The organism is Rhizobium lentis, assembly GCF_017352135.1.
GTDB classification, from domain to species: Bacteria; Pseudomonadota; Alphaproteobacteria; order Rhizobiales; family Rhizobiaceae; genus Rhizobium; species Rhizobium lentis.
This window is the reverse complement of sequence record NZ_CP071454.1, coordinates 4,124,578-4,147,543: the sequence shown is the minus strand read 5'-3', so window position 1 is coordinate 4,147,543 and position 22,966 is coordinate 4,124,578. Positions and strand designations below refer to the sequence as shown.

Sequence of the window (22,966 nt, the reverse complement as noted above, 5' to 3'; positions counted from 1 at the left end):
AGGCATCATGCAGCGGCGGAGGGGCAGGGCGGAGGGATGTCGTGTTAGGGATTTATAAACCATGATGATTAGAATTGTCGCTATCGCCCCGAAAACGTTCGTAAAATTGCCACGAAGTCAGGAAGATTAAAGTCTCGTTAGGTGGGGTGGGATAAGGCGTTACTGCCCGAGATGGGCAGGGTTCCTTAACCATAACGATCTTTTTGCGGCGTGGGACATATGAGATTGGAAAACGGGGCGGCGTCTTTCGCAACGACAGCGCGGTGGCTGGCGATATCGGCGATGTGCGCGACGGTTGCAGCGTGCGGTACGACACAGGCCGTGCCGAAGAAAAGAGCCCACGGCAAGGAATACTTCTCTGAATCCGAGTATGGCGTGAAGGCTAGCCCCCGGGTCGCCACCGGCAACAATATCCCGAAGGGCGGCGGCCGCTACGTGGTCGGCAACCCTTACGAGGTGAAAGGCAAGTGGTATTATCCGAAGGAAGACTTTGCCTATAACAAGGTCGGTGTCGCCTCCTGGTATGGCTCTGCCTTTCACGGGCGCCTGACGGCGAATGGCGAAGTCTACGACCAGATGCACCTTTCCGCCGCGCACCCAACGTTCCCGCTGCCGAGTTACGCGCGTGTCACCAATCTTGAAAACGGCTCCTCCGTCGTCGTGCGTGTCAACGATCGCGGCCCCTATCACGAAGGCCGCATCATCGACCTTTCCAACAAGACGGCCGACATGCTGGATCTGCAGCACAGCGGCACCGGCAAGGTGCGTGTGCAATATGTCGGCCGCGCCCGCATGGACGGCCGCGACATGCCCTATCTGATGGCCTCCTACGTGCCGAAGGGCAGCCGCATTCCCGGCGTCAATCCAGAAGGGCAGATCGCAACCGGCGTGATGGTCGCCTCCAATAGCCGCAAGATCACCCGCGATCAGTTGCAGAGTGCGGAAGATTACGAAACGCCGGCCAACGTGCCGGTGCCGATGTCGGCGACCTCCTATGCCGGCTCGACGCCGAGCGCGCGCTACAATGCGGCGCCGGCCCTTGCGCCGTCCGCCCATGTTCTGGTGGCGCCATCGGCTCCTTCGTCAAAGGCCGCGCCCGCCGTCGATCAGATGGTGGTGCTGCCGGACATCGGTCCCATGCCCTATGAGCGTCCCTATGGCTCGCAGCGCTCCCTGGCGCTCGGTTATCAAAACGAGGCGGTGAAGACGGTGACGGTCGATCTCGCCTTCGACGCGGTGATGGTGCGCAATGACGGGCTGACGCAGGCCTCGATCCTTGCCTCGGCCAAGCGCCAGCAGGCAAAATCCGCGGCACGCTGAGCATGGCGATTGCATCGGATTTCGCCGCGCTCTAACCTTCTCGAATACGCTGTTGACCGATGGGAATTGCGATGCTGAGGCCTGTGCTTCGCCTGCTTGCATGCCTGATGCCGCTCGCCGCCGGCGCCCACGCCGCCGACGGAGGCGCAGCCGGTTTCGCCACCAAGGCGGCGCAGGCCTATATGATCGAAGCCTCCACCGGCACGGTGCTGCTCGCCAAGAACGAGGATCAGAGCTTTTCGCCGGCTTCGCTCGCCAAGCTGATGACGATGGATCTCGTCTTCGAGGCAGTGACCAAGGGTCAGATCACGCTCGATACCGAATATCCCGTTTCCGAATATGCCTGGCGCACCGGCGGCGCACCGTCGAGGACGGCAACGATGTTTGCCGCTCTGAAATCGCGTGTGCGCGTCGAGGATCTGATCAAGGGCGTCGCGATCCAGGGCGCCAATGACAGCTGCATCATCCTGGCCGAGGGGATGGCTGGAAGCGAGCAGCAATTCGCCCAATCGATGACGCGCCGCGCCCACGAACTCGGCATGGAGAACGCGGTGTTCGGCAATTCCACCGGCCTTCCGGACGGCAAGAGCAGGGTGACGGCGCGCGAGATGGTGACGCTTGCCGCCACTCTCCAGCAATCCTATCCCACTCTCTATCCCTATTTCGCGCAACTGGATTTCGAATGGAACAAGATCTTCCAGCGCAACCGCAACCCGCTGCTCGGGCTCGATCTCGGCGCCGACGGGCTCGCGACCGGCTTTGCCGAGGGCGAGGGGTACTCGATCGTCGCATCGGTCCAGCGCGACGGCCGGCGGCTGTTTCTGGCGCTTGCCGGCATCGCTTCCGACAAGGAGCGGACGGAGGAGGCCAAGCGCGTGCTCGAATGGGGGCTGACCGCCTTCGAGAGCCGGCAGATTTTCGCTGAGCATGAAGTTATCGGCGCAGCCAGCGTCTATGGCGGCACGGCGCGCACCGTCGATCTCGTCGCCAAGGCGCCGGTCAGCGTCTATATTCCTATCAGCAACCCTGACCGGCTGTCGGCGCGCATCGTCTATCGTTGGCCGCTGACAGCGCCGGTGAAGCCGGACTATCAGGCCGGCACCCTCAGGATTTTTGCCGGCAGCCGGCTGCTCAGGGAAGTGCCGCTCTATACAGCGGAAGCGGTCGGCGAGGGCTCGCTCAGCAGCCGGGCGGTCGACGCCATACTGGAACTCGGCGAATCGCTGTTCTTCTCCTGGCTCTGGGACAAGTCCGCTCCCGGCTGAAGGCCTGATACGCGCCAAGCCTTCGGATCAGCCGCTTGCGCAGCTCTACTTCCCGCAGATCGCGGCTGGACAGATTTAGGCTTGAACGCCCGGCCGTCTGATACAATTTGCCGGGGAAGGTGATTATGTCGCCGCGGCGAACGGTTTTCCTTCCCGATGTCTTCGGATAGATAGAAGAGGCGGGGCGCGCGTGCGTGCGGCGTCCGGAATGCGGGAAGCTATCATTGTCATCCGGTACGGGACTGTTCGTTACATTTGAAGGCGGGGAAGGCGCGGGAAAATCCACGCAGATCCGCCGCCTTGCCGAGGCGCTGAAGGGCGAAGGTCACGAGGTGCTGGTGACGCGGGAGCCGGGCGGCTCGCCGGGCGCAGAGGCCGTGCGCCACGTGCTCTTGTCGGGCGCTGCCGAGGCCTTCGGCACGCGGATGGAGGCGATCCTCTTTGCGGCAGCGCGCAACGACCATGTCGAAGAGGTGATCCGGCCAGCCCTTGCCGCCGGCAAGATCGTGCTCTGCGACCGCTTCATGGATTCCTCGCGTGTCTACCAGGGCATCACAGGCAATCTCGAACCCGATTTCATCGAGACGCTGCAGCGGGTCGCGATCAACGGCGTCATGCCGGATTGCACCCTGATCCTGGATATTCCCGCGAAGGTCGGCCTGGAGCGGGCGCAGAAGCGCAGCGCTTCGGACGCTCCCGATCGCTTCGAGAAGGAGCGACTCGAAACGCATGAAAAGCGGCGCGAGGCCTTTCTCGATATCGCCGCCCGTGAGCCGGAGCGCTGCCACGTGGTTGACGCCATGCAGACGGAAGAGGCGATCGCTGCCGAGATCCTGGCGATCGTCAAGCGGCTCCAGTCGCCCGCAGACCGGGCTCGAATGCCGGAAGCCGCCCATCATGAGTGAAGATAGGCCGGGACTGCTGGACGGCGCCATCTGGCCCGCGGAAAATACCAGGCTGTTCGGTCATGGGGAGGCGGAGGCCTTTCTCGCCCAATCCTACCGATCCGGCAAAGGCCATCATGCCATCCTGATCGAAGGGCCGGAGGGCATCGGCAAGGCGACGCTGGCTTTCCGCTTCGCCAATTATGTACTGTCGCATCCCGATCCCGCCACGGCGCCGGAGACGATCGGCGATCCGGATCCCGCCTCTGCCGTCAGCCGGCAGATCGCCTCCGGCGCCTCGCACAATCTCCTGCATCTCGCCCGGCCGGCGGACGAAAAGTCCGGCAAGGTGAAATCGGCGATTACCGTCGATGAGGTGCGCCGCGCCGGCAAGTTCTTCTCGCAGACCTCGGGCACCGGCAACTGGCGAATCGTCATCATCGACCCGGCTGACGACATGAACCGCAACGCGGCCAATGCCATCCTCAAAATCCTGGAGGAGCCGCCGAAGCGGGCGCTGTTCCTGGTGCTGTCGCATGCGCCGGGCCGACTGCTGCCGACGATCCGCTCGCGCTGCCTGCCGCTGAAACTGGCGCCGCTAGCCGACGAGGCCCTCGTTGCGGCGCTTGCCCATCTCGGTTTGTCAGGCGGGGGCGGCGTGCTTTCGGCGGCCAAGGGCAGCGTCGGCGAAGCGTTGAAGCTCTTGAACTATGGCGGCGGAGACATCATCGCCTGTTATGACGAGGTGCTTTCCGCCGAGGGGCCGATGGCCCGCAAGGCGATGCACCGGCTGGCCGACACGCTTTCGGGCAAGGAAAGCAACACGATCTTCGATTTCTTCGTCAGCCATGTCAGCGATGACATCATGAACCGGGCGCGTACGGCGGCGGGCGAAGGGCGGATCGCCGCGGCGGAACGGCTGGCGCGGCTCTATTCGGAAATAACTGAGCGGCTTGCCGTTTCCGACGCCTATAATCTCGACCGCAAGCAGACGATCATCAGCATTCTCGCCGATCTCAAGCAGCCGGGTCTCTAGATCAGGCCAGCAGTTTCCATGCGACAACCGCAAGCGTCACCGCAAGGACAATGCGGATGGTGCGTTCGTGCAGCTTCGGCGCCAGAAGGCTTCCGATGACAATGCCCGGAATGGAGCCGACGAGCAGGGCAAACAGCATCGGCCAGTCTATCTCGCCGATCAGCCAGTATCCGGTGCCGCCGATCAAGGTCAAAGGGACGGCGTGGACGATATCGGAACCGACAATCTCCCGCACATCGAGCCTGGGATAGAGAACGAGCAGGATCGTCACTCCAAGCGCACCAGCTCCAACCGAGGTCAAGGTGACAAGGACGCCGAGACAGAACCCGAGAATGACGGTGAGGGCAAGTATGGTCGCCGGCCGCGGCGGCATGCGTTCGCCGATGACGCGGCGCGCCAATTCGAGGATCGGGCCGCGAAAAACCAGCATGAATGCGGTCATGACAAGAAGCCAGCCGAGGGCCGATGTAATGGTGTTGGTGACGCCGATACTCTTGCGATCGACGCCGGCCAGCAGCCAGAGCATCAGCAAGGCGGCCGGCACGCTGCCGGCGGCGAGACTGCCGACGACCTTCCAGTTGACGCGCCCGTGCACGCCGTGAACGGCAGTGCCGGCCGTCTTGGTGATCGCCGCATAGAGAAGATCGGTGCCGACGGCAGTGGCGGGATGGACGCCGAAGAGCAACACCAAGAGGGGTGTCATCAGCGAACCGCCGCCAACGCCGGTGATACCCACGAGGGCGCCGACGAACAGGCCCGAAATCGAATAGAGAGGCTCGAATGTCAAGCAAGCGCCTCCGATGGCGCGCAGCTACGACGCTTTCGGTAGATGAAAATTGGCACTTGGTTCTGTCCCGCCCTCTTTCTGGCGACCGGTAAATTGCGCGCGAAGCGGAGTCAAGTTCACGACCTCCGCTCCTGGAAATCATCGACAGGGGCGAAACTTGATGTTTCGCTTGGCGGTGACATGCGCTAAGAGCGGCTGACCATTTTTATAGAGTTAGCCGGACATTGGCCGCCATGACAGACAAGACACCCTTCTACATCACCACCGCGATTTCCTATCCCAACGGCAAGCCGCATATCGGCCATGCCTATGAGCTGATCGCGACGGATGCGATGGCCCGTTACCAGCGGCTGGATGGCAAGGACGTCTTCTTTCTGACCGGCACCGACGAACACGGCCAGAAGATGCAGCAGACGGCGCGGGCCGAAGGGATTTCCGCGCAGGCGCTGGCCGATCGCAACTCCGGCGAATTCCAAGCGATGGCGGAGTTGCTCAACGCCTCGAACGACGACTTCATCCGCACCACGCAGGAGCGTCATCACGAGACTTCCAGGAATATCTGGAAGTTGATGGCCGATAATGGCGACATCTACAAGGACAGCTATGCCGGCTGGTATTCGGTTCGCGACGAGGCCTATTACCAGGAAAACGAGACGGAATTGCGCGCCGACGGCGTGCGCTACGGCCCCCAGGGCACGCCCGTCGAATGGGTGGAAGAGGCAAGCTATTTCTTCAAGCTCTCCGAATACCAGGAGAAGCTGCTGAAGCACTACGAGGAGAACCCCGATTTCATCGGCCCGGCCGAGCGCCGCAACGAGGTGATCTCCTTCGTCAAGTCGGGGCTCAAGGACCTCTCGGTGTCGCGCACGACCTTCGATTGGGGCATCAAGGTGCCGAACGATCCCGCCCATGTCATGTATGTCTGGGTCGACGCGCTGACCAACTACCTGACCGCGACCGGCTATATTGAGGACCGGAACGGTCCGCGGGCGAAATACTGGCCGGCGGATGTGCACATCATCGGCAAGGATATCATCCGCTTCCACGCGGTTTACTGGCCGGCCTTCCTGATGTCGGCGAAGCTGCCGCTGCCGAAGCGCGTCTTCGCCCACGGGTTCCTGCTCAACAAGGGCGAGAAGATGTCGAAGTCGCTCGGCAATGTCGTCGATCCCGTCAATCTCGTGAATCACTTCGGTCTCGACCAAGTGCGCTATTTCTTCCTGCGCGAAGTCTCCTTCGGCCAGGACGGCAGTTACAGCGAAGAGGCAATCGGCACGCGCATCAATTCCGACCTCGCCAACGGCATCGGAAACCTCGCTAGCCGGTCGCTGTCGATGATCGTCAAGAACTGCGACGGCAAGATCCCGGAATGCGGGCCGCTCAGCGACGAGGACAAGGCGATGCTGGCCCAGGCCGACGCGCTGCTTGCATCGACGCGCGAGGATATGGGCAAGCAGCTCATCCATCGTGCGCTTGCCTCGATCATTGCAGTCGTTTCGGAGGCTGACCGCTATTTCGCCGGTCAGGCGCCCTGGGCGCTGAAGAAGACCGATCCGGCGCGCATGGGCACGGTGCTTTACGTCACCGCCGAAGTCGTGCGCCAGATCGCCATCCTGCTGCAGCCTTTCATGCCGGAATCATCGGGTAAGCTGCTCGACCTCGTGGGCGCTCCCGCCGACAAGCGCGATTTTGCCGCCCTTGGCAAGACGGGCCGGCTCGTTGCCGGAACAGTGCTCGAAGCGCCGACTCCGGTCTTCCCGCGCTATGTGGCTCCGGAGGCTTGAGGCCGTGCTGATCGATACGCATTGCCATCTTGATTTCCCCGACTTCGAGGCGGAGCGCGACGAAATCGTCTCGCGCGCCCACCAAGCCGGCGTCAAGCAGATGGTGACGATCTCGACGCGCGTGCGCAAGCTCGACGGCCTGCTCGCCATCACCGAAAAATATCCGTCTGTCTTCTGCTCTGTCGGCACGCATCCGAACAATGCCGGTGACGAGCTGGATATCCAGACGGAAGAGCTGGTGCGTCTAGCCAACGCCCACGCAAAGATCGTCGCGATCGGCGAGGCCGGTCTCGACTATTTCTACGATACGCAGAAGCCGGAGGACCAGCAGACCGGCTTTCGCCGCCATATCGCAGCGGCGCGCATCACGCAGCTGCCGCTGGTCATCCATAGCCGCAGCGCCGACGTGGACATGGCTGCTATCCTGACCGAGGAAACGGGGAAGGGGGCATTCCCCTTCATCCTGCACTGCTTCTCGGCCGGCCCGGAGCTTGCCAGGACCGGCGTCGAGCTCGGCGGCTATATCTCCTTCTCCGGCATTTTGACCTTCCCAAAGTCGGAAGAGCTGCGTGAGATCGCCAGGACCATCCCGCCTGAGCGGCTGCTGGTGGAAACCGACGCCCCCTACCTGGCGCCGAAGCGCTGGCGCGGCAAGCGCAACGAGCCGTCCTATGTCGTCAACACGGCGGAAGTGCTCGCCGAGGCGATCGGCCTTTCCTACGCGGACGTCGCACGGATCACGACGGAGAACGCTTTGCGCCTGTTCTCGAAAATGCCGAGGATCTAGCGGCGTGCTCTACCGGCGGCGTTTCACCATTCTCGGCTGTTCGTCGTCACCGGGCGTGCCGCGCATCACCGGCGACTGGGGCGCCTGCAATCCCGACAATCCAAAGAACCGGCGTACCCGCGCCTCGTTCATGGTGCAGCAATTCGGGCCTGACGGCGGCGTGACGACGGTGGTCATCGACACCGGGCCGGATTTTCGCGAGCAGATGATCAGGGCAGGGGCCGACCATGTGGATGCAGTGCTCTACAGCCATCCGCATGCCGACCATATTCATGGCATCGACGATCTGCGCGGCTATTTTCACAATACGCGTCGCCGGGTGCCGATCTTTGCCGACCAGTATACGATGGACAGGCTGCGTGAAGCCTTCGGCTATTGCCTGGAAACGCCGCCGGGCAGCAATTATCCACCTATCGTGCTGCCTGTTGTCATCGAAAATCTTGACGAACCCGTCGAAATCCGCGGCCCTGGCGGCAAGATCCAATTCTCACCGCACATTCAGCAGCATGGCGATATTCATTCGCTCGGCTTCCGGATCGGCGATGTGGCTTATTGCAGCGATATCAGCGATTTCCCGCCGCAGACCGTCGAGAAACTGCAAAATCTCGACGTGCTGATCATTGATGCCCTGCAATATACCTACCATCCAAGCCATTTGTCGCTGGAACAGTCGCTCGACTGGATCGGCCGGCTGAAGCCGACACGGGCGATTCTCACCCATATGCATACGCCGCTGGACTACGACGCAGTGATGGCGCAGACGCCGGACCATGTGGTGCCGGCATTTGATCAGATGAGCTTCGAGATAGAGGTTCGCGCCTAATTCGCGGAATATCAGAAAGACGCGCGCAAAGCAGGGCCGGGGGCCGAGCCCCCGACCGCTGAGGAGGTCACTGCATATAGGGCAGAACCTCGACGGCGCCGCGATAGATCATGTCGAGCGAGACATAGAGGATGATCAGCAGGCCGACATAAGCGATCCAGCGATGGCGACCGAGCAGCCGGGCGATCAGGTTGGCGGCGATGCCCATCAGCGCGATCGACAGGCCGAGGCCGATGACCAGGACGCTGGGATGTTCGCGCGCAGCGCCCGCAACGGCGAGCACGTTGTCGAGCGACATCGAAACGTCGGCGACGACGATCTGGGTCGCTGCCTGAAAGAAGGTCTTTCGCGGCACGCCTTCGCCGCTTTCCGCTACTTCTTCCTCATGGTGGCCGTTGCGAAGCTCGCGCCACATCTTCCAGCAGACCCAAAGCAGCAGCAGGCCGCCGGCCAGCAGCAGGCCGACGATCGCCAGCAGATAGACGGCGACACTGGCAAAAAGAATACGCAGAATCGTTGCGGCAAGGATGCCGACAATGATCGCCTTGCGCCGTTGCGTGGCCTCGAGGCCGGCAGCGGCAAGACCGATAACCACGGCATTGTCGCCGGCGAGAACAAGGTCGATAGCAATGACCTGCAGCAAAGCCGTCATACCGGCTGCCGTGAAGATATCCATATGAAATGTCCCCTATGCGTCAAGAGCCGTGCTAGCGTCTCGATGGTTTGACGTCAACCGCCGAGGGATGCAACAGGCGGTGCAATTCATCGCGTGGTGCTTCTGAAACCACAGGCGACAACGTTATGGAACTGCTGGTGGCATGCAGGCCGATCCATCGCCGTTGCCGTGGAACATTCATCTCGGCTGCCGGTTCTTCAAGTCAGAACCAGGCGTCGGGTCGACGGCTGGAACGAGACATCGAGAGGAGCGTTCCGTGAGCAACCTTCACAACGATACCAACCCGGGCATTTCGGGCCCGATGGGCGGCGGCAGCCTTACCGCATTCTTCGACAGCCGGTCCGACGCCGAATCCGCCGTCTCCCGTCTTGAGGATGCGGGAGTGCCGGTCGCCAGGATCAGATTGATGCCGGGATATGAGGCGGATGAAAAAAATGCCGGCGTCATGAGCGACCGCAGCGGCTTCTTCGACGCGCTCGCCGATTTCTTCTTCCCGGACGAGGATCGCGCGATGTACGCAGAAGGGCTGCGGCGAGGCGGCTTCCTCGTTCAGGTCAACGATATCGACGACGCGCTCTATGAGACCGTTCACGATATTCTGGACGACGAGGGCAGCATTGACATTGATGAGCGGGCGGATCTCTGGTTATCGGAAAGCGGCCGTCAAGGCGGGTCCAATACGGGTTTTGCCGGCTCGGCCCGTGGCGGCAAAGCCGCGGATGACCTGGCCGTGTCCGAGAGCGCGTTCGAAGCGTCGTCTTCCGAGGCGGCGCGACCGGTGGCGATGCGCGACACGACGCACGGAAGCGCCAAGGTGCGTGCCTATACCTTTCCCGGCAGTTCGGCATCATCGAACGATTCAGATCGTCAATCGCAGACACAATCGCAAGGCGGATCTCACCAGAGCCAGGGCTTCCGGCGTGACCATTGATGTCGACCAAGCCGGAGAATCCTTTGCGCTCGCTAATTCGAGGACATGTCCATGCAATCATCAATCAACCGCGACGGCCACCTTCCTGACCCCGATGAACTGATCGCGGAAGGTGAGCCGCCTTTCGCCGATGCCGCCGTGGAGACTGCGCGTGAAAAGGACGACCAGGATCTGAGCGCTTTGCAACACGAGCTGAGGCTGCTCAGGGCCCGCATCGGCGGGCTGCGAGAGGACGCCGAAACGGCGCTGAAAGCCAAGGCCACATCGGTCGATGCAAATGCCCATGTGCAGCTCGGCGATTATCCTTGGCTGAAGCTCGCCGCAGCGATCTGCGCAACCTTCATCGGAGCTCGGCTGGTTCGACGCCTTCCGCTCGGGGTCATGCTTGCCGGAGTTGCCGGTCATCTCTCGGAGTCGAGATCGCGTTGACGTTCTAACGCTCCGATACGAGCGCCGCCAACGGCTCGCCGAACACAACCCCGCGGGTTCTGACCGCGGGGGCAATACGCGCTTGGAGCTGCCGTTACCTCGAAGTAGTGTCTCAGAAAATCTACACAGAATTCGGGGGCACTATGGATTTTCTGGACATTGCGGCGATCATTTTTTTCATTCTCGTCTGGGTTGCCGTAGAACCTTTGATGGCAGCAGGCTGGCCGCGAAGGAATGACAGCCTTTCCGTTGATATGGTGCGCGTTCGTACGGCCTGGATGCGGGAGGTCCTGACCCGAGACAACAACTTCATCGGCGATGCCGCGATCCTCGGGCACACGATCAATTCGGCATCCTTCTTCGGCTCCGCCAATCTCATCGTCATCGTTGGGCTAAGCGGCGCGCTCTTTATGGAGCCGAACTATGGATCGGGTGGCCTGATCGCGGTGTTTGCGGCTCAGGACCCCGCATGGTTTTTCCAGTGCAAGGTCCTGTTGGTCATGGCCACGCTGTTGCGAGGACTATCCGATTTCATATGGGCAGTACGGCAGATCAACTACTGTCTGGCAGCGATCGGAGCGAGTCCGTCCCGCGATGAAGAAAGGGACATCGCCAGTTGGACGAATGCCCTGACCCTGGTTTTGAATCCCGCGCTTCGATCATTCAGCGTCGGTGTGCGGTCTTACTATTTCACCGTCGCGGCCGCCTTCTGGTTCATCGGGCCGATCCCGTTCGCTGTCGCGACCATCCTGAGCGTCGGCGTTTTAATCTGGCGTCAATCCTGGTCGGATGCCGCAAAGGGGATCATGGCCATACGCAAGCTGCTTGACTAAGACCAAGTCTGGACCTGAAAGGAAGGGCCGGCCGTTGACCCGCCCGGATGTCCGCCAACCTCCGGTGATAAAGCTCGATGCCGTTGCTTACGGACGACAGAGCGTCTGTCTAGGTTCATCGATTGAAGTTGATCGCGCAACGCTTCACAAAGCCCGAAGTCGCCGCTGCCGGTAGCAGTGGCGCAGGAGAGACGCAAATTCGAGCGGCCGAGAATGCGGGCCAACCGGGTCGATAGCTATGCTATTGTAATCAAAGGAGATCGTTATGTTCCATAATCTGTCTTATGTGATTTTTGCTTGTCGCGGTGGCTTCAGGGATGAGCTGCGATTTGCGATAGCTACCAATGCCACCGTCCCTGTTGGCCCAAGCCAGACATCGGGGTAAATTGACACCGTACTTCGCTTCTCCTTTGAGGTTATAAGGTAGCGGATGCCCGTATCGGCTTACTTTCAGGCAGGTTTGTTTGTAGTCGCCGCAGCTGCCGCATTGTTCGCATCGGCCGGCACGATCGCTCTGCCAGGCTTTTGGGCCTATCTCGCAATCATCGCTGTCGTCATGATCGTTTCGTTCGCGGCGCTCGATCCGGACCTCCTGCGAGAACGCATGCGGCCGGGTGGCGAGAAGCCCCCGATCTCGCTGAGAGTCTTCTCGCTCGTTCTGTTCCTGCACTGGATCGTTGCCGGGCTCGACCGTGGCCGCTTCCATTGGAGCGACAACGTGCCCGATTGGCTTCAGGGCGTCTGCTTGTTCACGGTCGCGGCCGGCTACGCCCTTGCACTATGGGCGATGCGTGTGAACCGATTTTTCTCCTCGGTCATTCGCATCCAGGCCGACCGCGGCCAGCACGTCGTCAGCACGGGACCTTATGCCTTCGTCCGCCACCCTGGCTACACCGCTGGATTTCTGATCATAGCGGCAAGCGGACCGGCGCTCGGATCGTGGCTTGCGGCTGCGCTTGTCGTGCTCTTTAGCCTGCCGTTTCTGCTCTACCGCACCATCACGGAGGACCGAATTCTTCGCGCGGAGCTTATTGGCTACTCGGATTACGCCGCGCGGGTCCAATGGCGGCTTCTGCCGGGTATTTGGTGAGACCAAACCTCCTCAGCAGGCGGAAGCTTGTTCGAAGGTCGCCGCGGCCTGCCAGTGCAGCTGTTTTCTCAGCGGTTTATGTCAGATTGATAGGTCCTGACTCTGGCAGTCTTGACATTTTCCTGAACACATTGCCCCATCCCACTGATATCAGGGGTAACGGGCGGTCGAGCTTGTACGAAGAGGACGCACTATGACCGGTGGGCATTCTTGAAATGAGCGTCACAAAGCTGCTGCTAATCCCGTTGCTGGCGGTGGCTTTCGCCTATATCTCGATTGTCGGTTTGGTCTATCTTTCGCAGCGCGCCCTACTCTATCCCGGCGCCAGCGCGGCACCTGTTCCCGAGACTGCGGGCTGGGGCGAGAATGTCCGTATAATGACCTCAGACCACGAGACTCTTCATGGCCTAAACCATGCGTGCTGCTTTTCTTCGGCAATGGGGACCGCGTCGACAATTACGACTTTCTCTCACGCGCCTTGGCCGCGCGCGGCATCGGCCTGCTGGCGGTTTCCTATCGCGGTTATCCGGGATCGACCGGTTCGCCGAGTGAACTGGGTCTGCTCGCCGACGGAATCGCCGCATTCGACTGGCTCTCGACACGCTGCAAGGGCGAGATCGTCATACTTGGCCGGTCGCTCGGCACCGGCGTCGCCGTGAACACGGCTGCGCAGAGGCCGGCCGCCGGCGTTGTCCTTGTGTCCCCATACCTGTCGGTTCTATCCGTAGCGCAGACGCATTATCCGTTCTATCCGGTTGCGCTTCTGCTTAGAGATCGGTTCCGCTCGGACCTCAAGATCGCGGCGGTGAGACAACCGAAGCTGTTCATTCACGGCCGCCGCGACGACAGCATCCCTCTCTCTTCGGGCGAGGCACTGTACCGGGTCGCGCCCGAGCCCAAGCGGATGGTGATTGACGACGGCGCGGGCCACAACGACATCTGGAACGACAGCACGATCGGTGAGTTGATCCGCTTTGTGGAAGGATTGAAAAGCGCCGCTCGCTGAAGCCGTCAAGCTCGAGTAGCGCCTTTGCGCGAAGAAGCCCACGCCCCTACCCTCAAAGCGGCACGATGCCCGGCTGGATTCTCCGCCAAAGAGTTGAACTATCCCCATTCTACAACGTTGAATATTATTGAATGGCCGGAAGTTTGCGAACGGGATCGGCAGCGATGAACAAGCGTGGTGTCTCCGGCCCTGCAATGGTGGATCCATTTCGGCCTCCTGATGGGCGGGCTGGTCGGTTTAGCGTTGCCTTAAAGAAACTGTGCAAGGATGCAGGCCTATCATCCACACCGGCGACCTGATGACGTTTCTAAGAAATCCAAAGATAGCACGCAGGCGCGCGGGCTCCCTGGCCAGCCATGCAAGCGCCTTTGCTCCAGCAATATTTGCGGCCATTATTGCAGTCATCCTCGTCTGGGTGGCAACGAACTGGCGGATCGAGCGATCTCTGGCGGATGAACGCTCGATTATTGCCGGTGAGCTTGCCACCATATCATCCCGGCTGCAAACGAACCTCAACAGCAATGTGAAACTCTTGCAGGGGCTGGCTGCCGGTATTGCAGTCGATCCCGCTATGGGTCAGGACGGATTTTCCAAGCTTGCCGCGCAGATTTTGCAGCCCGATTCACAATTGCGAAGCTTTGCCGCGGCGCCGGACATGGTGGTCAGGTGGGTTTATCCGGAAAAGGGAAATGAAAGGGCGATTGGACTCGACTACCGCAAGAACGAGAAGCAACGGGCTGCTGCAATGCTGGCGCGCAACACCCACAATATCGTTTTGACCGGCCCGGTAGAACTTGTCCAGGGTGGAACGGCTTTCGTGGTCAGGTGCCCTATTTATATCAATGATGGGAACAGCCAGATCTTTTGGGGTCTGCTTTCCGGGATTATCGATACTCCGAGGCTTTACACAGACAGCGGCCTCGGTTCGACCGATCTGGAGATTGCCATCAGCACCGTCCCGGAGCCGAATTCGTCCAAACAGGTTTTTCTCGGCAGCCTGGAGACCTTTCAAAAGAAACCGGTCGTGGCCTATATCGATATGACCTACGGCCGGTGGACGCTCGCCGCGCGCCCCAAGAGCGGATGGGGCCAAAATAACGGAATCGGTACATTCGAGTTCTACGCCAGCCTGTTGGCTTTCTGTGTCGTTGCGCCAATCGTCTGGGTCGGATTTCTGACCAAATCGCGCCAGGGCACCATCGAAAAGCTTCGCCTGCACAAGAAAAAGCTCGTTCGCGCGCGGGAAAGGCTGGAATACCTGTCGCTGCACGACGCATTGACGGGGCTTCCCAATCGTCGGTTCGTCGACAAGATGATCTTGCAACCGCCGCGCCCCGCTCCGGAAGATTGCCTGATCCTTATTCATATCGACCTTGATCGATTTAAAGAGATCAATGACACCAAAGGGCACGCCGGCGGTGATTTCGTCCTCCGAACAACGGCGTCTCGCCTTGCCGATTTGACCGGGCCAAACGATGTCGCTGCCCGGGTCGGTGGCGACGAGTTCATCTTCGCGAGTTGGGGCACCAATCCCGAGCCCAAAGCAACCGAATTGGCCAACCGGATTGTCGGTGCGCTCCAACAAAACATCTTCATCGACGACGCGGCATATGTGGTCGGAGCAAGCGTCGGCGTCGCCTGGGAGGCTGAACCTGCGAGGCGGGATCTCGGCCAGTTGCTTCTGGATGCCGATCTGGCTCTGTACGAGGCGAAGAAGGCGGGTCGCGGCCGCGCCGCTGTTTTCACCGAAGAGCTTCGCAGCGCCGCAATCCATTCAAAAGAACTGGCGGATGAATTCAACCAGGCGCTCGAACGCGACGAACTCGTTGCGTTCTTTCAGCCGCAGTTCAATGCAAACACCTTGACGATCGAAGGCGTCGAAGCGCTCGCCCGCTGGGACCATCCCAAAAGAGGTCTGCTCGGCCCGAATGAGTTTCTTGATGCTGCGGAAAAGCTCGGGCGCAGCGGCGACATGGATCGGCTGATCCTGCAGAAGGCCCTGTTCGAACTGACAAGATGGGACGGGTTGGGAATGCAGATCCCACGGGTCTCGGTCAATATTTCAGCGCGCCGGCTGGCGCAGGCAAGTCTGCTCGCCGAACTGTCCGCACTTCCCGCAGCCAGGGGTCGCCTGTGTTTCGAGTTGCTTGAGACGATCTCCTTCGACGAGCTTCAACCCGCTCTCACTGAGGTAATTCCAGCGATCAAGGCGCTCGGCATTGAAATCGAGATCGATGATTTCGGCACCGAACATGCCAGCATCGTCAGCCTGCTTCGATTTGAGCCGCGAAGACTGAAGATCGATCGAGAGATTATCAAGCCGATTATTGCGTCTCCGTCCCAACGCCGTCTGGTCTCCTCGATTATCGAAATCGGCCGCTCGCAGAACATCGACATCGTTGCCGAAGGTGTTGAGACCATGGAGCATGCGAAGATCCTGAAAGATCTCGGGTGCCATCTGCTGCAAGGTTACGCTCTGGCCCGGCCCATGACCTCGGAGCAGTTGATCGAATTTTGCCGTAGGAAAAACAAGGGAACGGCAGCGGCAGCCCGATAGCGCCGGCCGCATTACGTTGCAGACCTTCTCCTCGTCAACACGCCGGCTTGCGACCGGCAACAGGCGTGGCATTCAAAAGGCGATCGTCATTCCGCCGCCTGTTTGTGCTTGCGGGTTTTCGTCAGCAGGTTCATTCTCATCTCTATTGTGAAGCCCGCCGGCTGACATTGGCCGTTGCATCGGGTTTTCGTGAGATGCCTGCGATGGAATGCGCCGGCTGCGGTTTCGATATTCAGAGCGGCTATGCTTTCTGTCCGCGATGCGGCGCAAGGCAACCACTGTCCTGCGCGGCGTGCGGCTTTCCATCTCAGCCTGATTTCGCCTTCTGCCCCAAATGCGGCGCATCGCTCTCGGGCAAATCCCAGCCCGCCGCGATGCCAGCCATCGGAACGGAACCGGCCAAATCCGATGGCGATGCCGACCGGCGGCCCGTGACGGTGCTTTTTGCCGATCTCTGCGGCTTCACGACCTTGAGCGAGCAGATCGATCCCGAAATCATGCGGGTGCTGCAGAACGAATTGTTCGAAGAGATGACCCGGGCAGTCGAAGCCTATGGCGGCTTCGTCGACAAATTTGTCGGCGATGCTCTCCTGGCGCTGTTCGGCGCGCCGGTTGCCCATGAGGACGATCCGGTGCGGGCGGTTGGCGCCGCACTTGATATGATCGACCGCGCCGCCGCCGTCGGCACACGCTGGCAGTCGCGCGCCGGCGTGCCGCTGCGTCTGCATATCGGCATCAATAGCGGCCCGGTCGTCACTGGCGGCTTCGGCGGCGCCGGTACAAAATCCTATTCCGTGACCGGCGACACGGTGAACACCGCCCAACGGCTGCAATCCATGGCCGGCGAAAACGATATTCTCGTCGGTCCCCTGACATACCGCCTCACCCGCCATGCCTTTGCCTTCGACAGTCTTGGCTCGCAGAGCCTGCGCGGCAAGAGCGGAAACGTCCTCGTGCATCGGCTCACCGGGGTCCTGAAAGCGCCGCATACGGCGCGCGGACTCGAAAGTTTCGGCCTCCAGGCACCGATGGTCGGACGGGACGCGGAATTGTCGCGCCTGCTGACATGCCTCGATCTTGCCTGCGGGGGTGCGGCGCAGCTCGTCCGCCTGATCGGTGAAGCGGGCATCGGCAAGTCGCGTCTGGCCAGCGAATTCGTCGGGATCGCCGCCGATGCGGCCCGGTTTCCCGGCCTTGCCATCCGCAAAGCCACCTGCTCTCCCCTCGGCGAACAATCCTACGGTACGCTCGCAGCGGTCGTGCGCAGCGCCTACGGCATCGGCGAGCGCGACGATCCCGACAGGACGCGACAACTGCTGACGACCGGGTTTCGCGCGCTCGATCTCACGGCTGATGACGTCGAGGCACTCTTGCCGCTCTTTCTGCATGTCCTCGGTCTCGGCGACCCCGGTGGCGCGCTTCGACACATCGAGCCGGAACAGCTGCGGCGGCAGATCTTCTATGCGGTCCGCACCGTTTTCGAGCGGCGGCTGGCGCAAGGCCCTCTCCTGCTTGTCATCGAGGATCTCCACTGGGCGGATGCGGCCTCACTGGAGGTGCTCCGCTTCATGATGGACCGGCTGGAGCGCAGCCGGCTGATGCTGCTTGCGATCTACCGGCCGACGTCGCAGACCGACCCGCTGAACTCCAATCGCGTCAGCGTCACCGTGCAGCGTCTCGGCCCCCTCGTCGCTGCCGATGGGCACAAGCTGCTTGCCGCCTTTTTTGGCGAGGGTCACGGCAAGTTGCCGATGCCGGTGCGCAAACGCATCCTTGAGCGCGCCGGCGGCAATCCGCTGTTCATCGAAGAAATCCTGCGCGGACTGATCGACATGGGCACGCTGCACAATGACGGGCAGCACTGGCATGTCACGGCCGAGGACATGGATGTCGATATACCGGTCAATCTGCAAGCCCTGTTGCTTGCCCGCGTCGATCGGCTGCCACAGGAGATCAGGCGTTTGGCGCAGGAGGCGGCGGTCGTCGGCCCGAAGTTCGAGACCGCCCTGCTCCGCACCGTTGCGACCGACCCGGCCGCCATCGATGCGGCGCTGGACTATCTCTGTGATGCCAATATCATCGAGGAACTGCGCGGACCGGATGCGGTGATATCGCCGGGCTATCGCTTCAGCCAGACGCTGATGCACGACGTCATCTACCACAATCTGCTGCTGCAACGGCGGATGGAGCTTCATCGACGGATCGGCCGGGCTCTGGAACGCCAATATGGAGTCGCGCCTGATCGGGCCGAGCATCTGGCCCAGCTTGGCCATCACTTCAGCCTGACCACCGAAAAGGCCAAGGGCGCCGGTTATCTGATGGCGGCGGGCGATTTGGCCCGCAAGGTCTATGCCAATGACGATGCCATGCGTCTCTACCGTCAGGCGCTTGCGGCCTTCGCCGACGAGCCGGAAGTAGCGCCGGAGCAACCGGCGCTGCTGGAGCGCCTTGGCGATCTCTGCGGCCCTGCCGGCCGGCGCGACGCCGCCCTCACCCATTATCAGCAAGCGCTTGCGACTTACCGCCTGAAGGACGATCGCATCGCCGCTGCGAGGATCTTGCGCAAGATCGGCCGTCTGCATCTCGATGCAGGACGCCGCGATCAAGCGGAGAGCCATTGCGCCGAGGCCGCAGCGATGATCGCGACGATCGATGCGCCGGTCGAACATGCCCATCTCCTGCAGGAACGCGGCCACCTGGCTTTCCGCATGGGTGATCAGGCCGCCGCCGCCGAATGGGCCACACAAGCGCTGCAATGCCTGCAAACGCTGCCGATCGACGGAACGACGGAAGCTGGACGGGAGGCCGCGCGGGCGATGGCGGAGGCGCTGAACACCAAGGGTGCGGCGCTCGCACGGCTCGGCCGTCGGCGCGATGCGGTTCAGGAAGTGGAGCGCAGCCTCTCGGTCGCCGAGAAGGCTGATCTGCAAAGTGCTGCCTGCCGCGCCTATTCCAATCTTGGCGTTCTCTACACGATCGTCGATCCGGCCCGCGCCATCAAGATCTGCCGGCGCGGCTTGGAGGTCGCCAACCGCATCGGCGATCTCGGTTTTCAAGCGCGTCTTCTCGCCAATCTCGCGGTTTCCTGCTGCACCTTCACCGATCGCTGCTCGGCCGAGGGCGTGCCGGCGGCGGAGAAGGCGGTGGAAATTGACCGAGCGCTCGATCAGCGCGACCATCTTTCCGTGCCGCTGATCGTACTCGGGCAGATTCATCAATGCCACGGGCAGCCGAAGCTAGCTCGTAAGTATTACGAGGAAGCTCTTGAAGTCGCGAGGGAATTTGACGAACCGCAGCTGCTCTTTCCGTGCTATGATGGCTTGGCGACGCTGAGCCTCGAGCATGACGATATGGACGAAGCGGAACGGTATTTCACGCTGGCACAGGATGTGTGCATCCGCCACCACCTCGACCCGAGCACATTCGTCGTCCTGCCGTTTCTCGACTGAAGGGTTCGCGGCGAGAAAATCGATCGATATCGAGTCAAGAAAGCAATTCAGGCAGATAAAGGGAGGAACGAACAATGCAGGAGAACCACGCCGATAAACCATTACAGCCTGGAGATCGCGCTCCCAACGTAGTGCTGGATGCAATCACCCGCGATGGCAAGATCGCCATCGACGATTTTCGCGGCCAGAAGCCGGTGCTCGTCGGCTTGTTCCGTGGCCTGCATTGCCCCTTCTGCCGGCGGCAGATCGCGGCCATGGCCGAACTCACCGACGCATTGCAGGAGAAGGGTATCGACAGCCTGACGGTCGTCAATACGCCGATCGAGCGAGCACGCCTCTATTTCCGCTACCACCCGCTTCCCAATTTGCTGGCCGCCTCCGATCCCGACAGGGTATCGCACAGAGCCTTCGGCCTGCCGAACATCCAGTTCACCGAATCCGAGAACGATTGGCCGCACAAAGTCAGCATGAGCACGATGTCCTCGATGCGCATCGAAATACCCGGTGAGCTGCCGGAGCCCATGGGCGTGTTCGATGCCGTGGACTATCTCGACAAGGCTGACGGTTATGAATTCACCGAGGACGACACACGGATGATTGCTACCGGCCACGGCCAGCTTGTCGGCGAATTCCTGCTCGATCGCGATGGCGTCGTGCGCTGGTGTTTCACAGAAGTCGAGGAAGGTGGTCGCAATTTGTTCGGTGGCCCCGCACCTCGGGATGTGATGTCGGCGGCGGCGAACATGGCTGTTTGATACAGCTGCGACGGTGCTTATTGCGCCCTGAACCGGGCGTGGCAGCTCGTGCAGGTCTGCAGCATCAGGTGGAAGACATGTTCCGCCGGCATTGCCGCCAGGGCCTGATCGTTGCGGACATGGGTGCCCAGAGGACCACCGCCCATGGCCTCTCCAGGTTTCATGCGCATGCCGGCGGGCATTGGCCCGGCGTTATTCAGCGCGGCGGCGTCGAGCGCAACGGCGTAGTCCCGTAGGTCGTCTGCAAAGCGATCGAACCGCTCGCGCTCCTCAGGAATGTCCGGCAGCGCCTTCGATTGGGGGCCGGCTACCCCGGGTGCGAAGTGTCCGGAGAGGCCAGGCCCCGATCTGTCGCGGATGGTATCGGCCGCCCGTCTGAACTCGGCAGAATTGTAGCTCCCCGGATCCTTGAACATCCCGGCGATCGTCTTTGCCGCGGCAGCCATCGCCTTCATGTCCGCCTGCCGAAGCGCGACGACATCCTCGGCGGCCAGTGACGGAGCCACAGTCGTCAGGACCGCTCCCACGCAGGAGAGCAGTCCAAACCTATACGAAAGAAGGGTCGGTCTCATATGGCTGCGTTCCGAAAACGTCATGCTGTTTGCTACGGATATCCCTTCTCATCTGGGCAGCAAGAGGGCGAGCGCCCTCCCCGGATCACGCCGCCATCTTACGGCAGCTCTCGGCGCAGTTGCGGCAGGCATCGGCGCAGCTCTGCATGTCGCCAATGTGTTCGCAGTCTTCGGCGCATTGCGCGCAGATTTCGGCGCATTCCCGGCAGATATGCTTATGGTGGTCAGAACCGATCAGCATGAAATGCGCGGACGTCCGGCAGATCTCCGCGCAGGCCATCATCAGCTTGAGATGCGGCGGCCTTGTATGCTCTCCGCCGAGTTCCAAGCAGTGCCCCATAGCCATCGACAGGCACTCGCTGTAGCAGGTCAGGCAGTTGGCGATGCAGTTCTTCATTTCGGTCGACATGGTATGCATGGCGAAGCCTCCTATTTGACTTCCTTGATCGAAGATGGATGCAGTGTCAGATAACGGAAGTTCGGGGAGGAGGATCGATCGCACGGATCAGCAGCAGCGGCCGATAGACGAACGGCATCCGTTCATGGCGTCTCGATTCGAAGCGGGGAGCCGCAACGCCGGAGAGTTCTGGAAGGATCGGACAGCATTGCATTGTCGAGCAGCAGCCGGCCTGCCATGCGCACGGATGCCCGCGCTGGGGATGCTCCCCGATTGTCACGTCAGGGTGCGGGTTTGAAAGGGTTGCCGTGGCCGGCGCCACGCCGAATGGGCTCACTGCGACGAAAGCGACGACAACAATTCTGATGTAATGGAGTAGGCTCCCAAGTCTCATCCGCGGGGTCCCTTCGACAGGTAGAACCGTAGCGCCGCGAAAATGTTCCAAGTTATCCGATCCGGGCGGCAGGGTGCTTTTGCAACGTTCCCGAGAGGAAGCATTAACGACAGCGGGTTAATCTGCGTCTCGCGCGAGGAGAGGATCGATGAGAGCTGGCTATTCGCTGGTCCAGATCGGGCTTCACTGGCTGGTCGCCATCATGGTGCCGGTGCAGTATCTGACTGGTAGCAGTATCGAGAGAATCCATCATGCCCTCCACATCGGGCTCACACCCTCCGCATGGGACGTGGTCCAGCACCAGATTCACAATTATGCCGGGATTGCAATCGGCCTGCTGATGGGCGTGCGGCTCATTCTTCGTATCCTGCAGCCGTCCGAAGCCACTCCGCCCGGCATCTGGATCGGACGCGCCGCCACGGCGCTTCATCACGCCTTCTACGCCGCAATCATCGGCCAGGCCTGCATGGGGTTTGTCGCAAGTTACGTCTGGTTCGGGATCGCACAGTACCATGTCGTCGGGTCGAAGATCATTCTGGCGATGGTGGCTCTGCATCTCGCTGCGGCCGCCTGGCACACGCTGGTGGCCCGTGACGCGACGGTTGACCGGATGCTGCTGCCGCGCCGAAAGCGGCGGGCCGAAAATCTGTAAGAAAGCCGGCTTCAGCACGAGCGCCCGTTCCTTGCATCATGCGCGTCACACAAAGGACTCGAACTTCGAAGAAGAATAGTCCGCATTGAAATCCGGCTGCATTGCATATAGCTCTGTTCGGGAATGGGAAAGATGTACCGAATCACAGTGAGCGCGCTGCTCGTTATGATGCGGCTGGTGATCATCGTATCACTGGCGGGGTACTCGCTGTCGAACGCCAGCGCCGCCATGCACGGATCCTCTTTCCCCGAGCTGCAGGCCGGCGCCTCCGCGGCGACCGCGTCTCATGAAGGCCACGCCATGGCGGAGGCCTCCCACCACGACCATTCGCGCAGTGACATGTCTGATGACAACGGCGGTACGCCGAAGCTCGTCAAGCAGGAATGCTGCAAGGATTTCTGTGGCGGGCTCGGCATCATTTGCGAAAGCCCCGACGTTGGCGGACCTGTCATGACTTCGATCCGGCAATTCGTGGACGACCGTACGACCTTCGGCGAACTGCCGCCGCTCGACCGCCCTCCGAACATCTGAATAGAGAC

The 22,966-nt window shown here is 61.2% G+C and carries 20 protein-coding genes and 1 pseudogene; 17 read left to right on the top strand and 4 right to left on the bottom strand.

What is annotated here, in order from left to right:
* The first annotated feature begins 219 nt into the window (after nt 1-219).
* From J0663_RS20250 to J0663_RS20235, 4 genes are all read left to right on the top strand, one after another.
* Nucleotides 220-1,320 (top strand): septal ring lytic transglycosylase RlpA family protein, encoded by a 1,101-nt coding sequence (locus tag J0663_RS20250; RefSeq protein ID WP_207242146.1) that lies wholly within the window; start codon nt 220-222, stop codon nt 1,318-1,320.
* A gap of 71 nt (nt 1,321-1,391) precedes the next feature.
* The gene (locus J0663_RS20245; protein ID WP_207242145.1) at nt 1,392-2,585 is read left to right on the top strand and encodes a D-alanyl-D-alanine carboxypeptidase family protein; all 1,194 of its coding nucleotides are present in this window, start codon (nt 1,392-1,394) and stop codon (nt 2,583-2,585) included.
* 224 nt (nt 2,586-2,809) lie between these two features.
* Complete coding sequence (gene tmk / locus J0663_RS20240) at nt 2,810-3,490, top strand: dTMP kinase (RefSeq protein WP_207242144.1); 681 nt, start codon at nt 2,810-2,812, stop codon at nt 3,488-3,490.
* Complete coding sequence (locus tag J0663_RS20235; protein ID WP_207242143.1) at nt 3,483-4,505, top strand: DNA polymerase III subunit delta'; 1,023 nt, start codon at nt 3,483-3,485, stop codon at nt 4,503-4,505. Before tmk ends, J0663_RS20235 begins: the two co-directional genes overlap by 8 nt.
* Before the next feature lies 1 nt (nt 4,506).
* Here the strand turns inward: J0663_RS20235 and J0663_RS20230 are convergent, their stop codons facing one another.
* A complete protein-coding gene (locus tag J0663_RS20230) occupies nt 4,507-5,292 on the bottom strand; it encodes a sulfite exporter TauE/SafE family protein (protein WP_207242142.1) in 786 nt (261 codons plus the stop codon).
* 233 nt (nt 5,293-5,525) lie between these two features.
* Here J0663_RS20230 and metG point away from each other — a divergent pair, with 233 nt between their 5' ends.
* From metG to J0663_RS20215, 3 genes are read left to right on the top strand one after another with little or no spacing between them, the layout of a single operon-like run.
* On the top strand, nt 5,526-7,076 hold the full coding sequence (gene metG / locus J0663_RS20225) for a methionine--tRNA ligase (RefSeq protein ID WP_207242141.1): 1,551 nt from the start codon (nt 5,526-5,528) through the stop codon (nt 7,074-7,076).
* A 4-nt stretch (nt 7,077-7,080) separates the two neighbouring features.
* On the top strand, nt 7,081-7,863 hold the full coding sequence (locus tag J0663_RS20220; RefSeq protein WP_207242140.1) for a TatD family hydrolase: 783 nt from the start codon (nt 7,081-7,083) through the stop codon (nt 7,861-7,863).
* Nucleotides 7,864-7,867: 4 nt separating this feature from the next.
* Nucleotides 7,868-8,686: an MBL fold metallo-hydrolase gene (locus J0663_RS20215; RefSeq protein ID WP_207242139.1), complete on the top strand. Its 819-nt coding sequence runs from the start codon at nt 7,868-7,870 to the stop codon at nt 8,684-8,686.
* Nucleotides 8,687-8,753: 67 nt separating this feature from the next.
* On the opposite strand, the gene J0663_RS20210 is transcribed toward J0663_RS20215, so the two are convergent.
* Nucleotides 8,754-9,362 carry a TerC family protein gene (locus tag J0663_RS20210; RefSeq protein WP_207242138.1) on the bottom strand — a complete coding sequence of 203 codons (609 nt, stop codon included), beginning with the start codon at nt 9,360-9,362 and terminating at the stop codon, nt 8,754-8,756.
* Nucleotides 9,363-9,618: 256 nt separating this feature from the next.
* Here J0663_RS20210 and J0663_RS20205 point away from each other — a divergent pair, with 256 nt between their 5' ends.
* The 8 genes and pseudogenes from J0663_RS20205 (at nt 9,619) to J0663_RS20170 (ending at nt 20,412) form a co-directional block, all read left to right on the top strand.
* A complete protein-coding gene (locus tag J0663_RS20205) occupies nt 9,619-10,293 on the top strand; it encodes a hypothetical protein (RefSeq protein ID WP_207242137.1) in 675 nt (224 codons plus the stop codon).
* Nucleotides 10,294-10,344: 51 nt separating this feature from the next.
* Nucleotides 10,345-10,722 carry a hypothetical protein gene (locus J0663_RS20200; RefSeq protein WP_207242136.1) on the top strand — a complete coding sequence of 126 codons (378 nt, stop codon included), beginning with the start codon at nt 10,345-10,347 and terminating at the stop codon, nt 10,720-10,722.
* 143 nt (nt 10,723-10,865) lie between these two features.
* The gene (locus tag J0663_RS20195; RefSeq protein ID WP_207242135.1) at nt 10,866-11,555 is read left to right on the top strand and encodes a DUF599 domain-containing protein; all 690 of its coding nucleotides are present in this window, start codon (nt 10,866-10,868) and stop codon (nt 11,553-11,555) included.
* Nucleotides 11,556-11,985: 430 nt separating this feature from the next.
* A complete protein-coding gene (locus J0663_RS20190; protein ID WP_207242134.1) occupies nt 11,986-12,645 on the top strand; it encodes a methyltransferase family protein in 660 nt (219 codons plus the stop codon).
* 215 nt (nt 12,646-12,860) lie between these two features.
* Nucleotides 12,861-13,651 (top strand): annotated as a pseudogene (locus tag J0663_RS20185) (alpha/beta hydrolase).
* Nucleotides 13,652-13,949: 298 nt separating this feature from the next.
* A complete protein-coding gene (locus tag J0663_RS20180) occupies nt 13,950-16,208 on the top strand; it encodes a bifunctional diguanylate cyclase/phosphodiesterase (RefSeq protein WP_207242133.1) in 2,259 nt (752 codons plus the stop codon).
* Between the two features lie 203 nt (nt 16,209-16,411).
* Nucleotides 16,412-19,657 carry an adenylate/guanylate cyclase domain-containing protein gene (locus J0663_RS20175; RefSeq protein WP_207244550.1) on the top strand — a complete coding sequence of 1,082 codons (3,246 nt, stop codon included), beginning with the start codon at nt 16,412-16,414 and terminating at the stop codon, nt 19,655-19,657.
* A gap of 74 nt (nt 19,658-19,731) precedes the next feature.
* A complete protein-coding gene (locus J0663_RS20170; protein ID WP_207242132.1) occupies nt 19,732-20,412 on the top strand; it encodes a peroxiredoxin-like family protein in 681 nt (226 codons plus the stop codon).
* Nucleotides 20,413-20,429: 17 nt separating this feature from the next.
* Here J0663_RS20170 and J0663_RS20165 read toward each other — a convergent pair whose 3' ends face one another.
* Nucleotides 20,430-20,984 (bottom strand): cytochrome c, encoded by a 555-nt coding sequence (locus J0663_RS20165; RefSeq protein ID WP_207242131.1) that lies wholly within the window; start codon nt 20,982-20,984, stop codon nt 20,430-20,432.
* An 85-nt stretch (nt 20,985-21,069) separates the two neighbouring features.
* On the bottom strand, nt 21,070-21,402 hold the full coding sequence (locus J0663_RS20160; protein WP_207242130.1) for a four-helix bundle copper-binding protein: 333 nt from the start codon (nt 21,400-21,402) through the stop codon (nt 21,070-21,072).
* Nucleotides 21,403-21,923: 521 nt separating this feature from the next.
* Between J0663_RS20160 and J0663_RS20155 the strand changes: the two genes are divergently transcribed.
* Together J0663_RS20155 and J0663_RS20150 are read left to right on the top strand one after the other, a co-directional pair.
* On the top strand, nt 21,924-22,427 hold the full coding sequence (locus J0663_RS20155; protein ID WP_207242129.1) for a cytochrome b: 504 nt from the start codon (nt 21,924-21,926) through the stop codon (nt 22,425-22,427).
* A gap of 132 nt (nt 22,428-22,559) precedes the next feature.
* Nucleotides 22,560-22,958 (top strand): hypothetical protein, encoded by a 399-nt coding sequence (locus tag J0663_RS20150; protein WP_375337258.1) that lies wholly within the window; start codon nt 22,560-22,562, stop codon nt 22,956-22,958.
* The last annotated feature ends 8 nt before the right edge of the window (nt 22,959-22,966 follow it).

Coding starts and splice junctions, on each gene's coding strand:
- J0663_RS20250 (WP_207242146.1), top strand. CDS start 220: ATGAGATTGGAAAACGGGGCGGCGTCTTTCGCAACGACAGCGCGGTGG.
- J0663_RS20245 (WP_207242145.1), top strand. CDS start 1,392: ATGCTGAGGCCTGTGCTTCGCCTGCTTGCATGCCTGATGCCGCTCGCC.
- J0663_RS20235 (WP_207242143.1), top strand. CDS start 3,483: ATGAGTGAAGATAGGCCGGGACTGCTGGACGGCGCCATCTGGCCCGCG.
- metG (WP_207242141.1), top strand. CDS start 5,526: ATGACAGACAAGACACCCTTCTACATCACCACCGCGATTTCCTATCCC.
- J0663_RS20210 (WP_207242138.1), bottom strand. CDS start 9,362: ATGGATATCTTCACGGCAGCCGGTATGACGGCTTTGCTGCAGGTCATT.
- J0663_RS20200 (WP_207242136.1), top strand. CDS start 10,345: ATGCAATCATCAATCAACCGCGACGGCCACCTTCCTGACCCCGATGAA.
- J0663_RS20195 (WP_207242135.1), top strand. CDS start 10,866: ATGGATTTTCTGGACATTGCGGCGATCATTTTTTTCATTCTCGTCTGG.
- J0663_RS20190 (WP_207242134.1), top strand. CDS start 11,986: ATGCCCGTATCGGCTTACTTTCAGGCAGGTTTGTTTGTAGTCGCCGCA.
- J0663_RS20180 (WP_207242133.1), top strand. CDS start 13,950: ATGACGTTTCTAAGAAATCCAAAGATAGCACGCAGGCGCGCGGGCTCC.
- J0663_RS20175 (WP_207244550.1), top strand. CDS start 16,412: ATGGAATGCGCCGGCTGCGGTTTCGATATTCAGAGCGGCTATGCTTTC.
- J0663_RS20170 (WP_207242132.1), top strand. CDS start 19,732: ATGCAGGAGAACCACGCCGATAAACCATTACAGCCTGGAGATCGCGCT.
- J0663_RS20165 (WP_207242131.1), bottom strand. CDS start 20,984: ATGAGACCGACCCTTCTTTCGTATAGGTTTGGACTGCTCTCCTGCGTG.
- J0663_RS20160 (WP_207242130.1), bottom strand. CDS start 21,402: ATGCATACCATGTCGACCGAAATGAAGAACTGCATCGCCAACTGCCTG.
- J0663_RS20155 (WP_207242129.1), top strand. CDS start 21,924: ATGAGAGCTGGCTATTCGCTGGTCCAGATCGGGCTTCACTGGCTGGTC.
- J0663_RS20150 (WP_375337258.1), top strand. CDS start 22,560: ATGTACCGAATCACAGTGAGCGCGCTGCTCGTTATGATGCGGCTGGTG.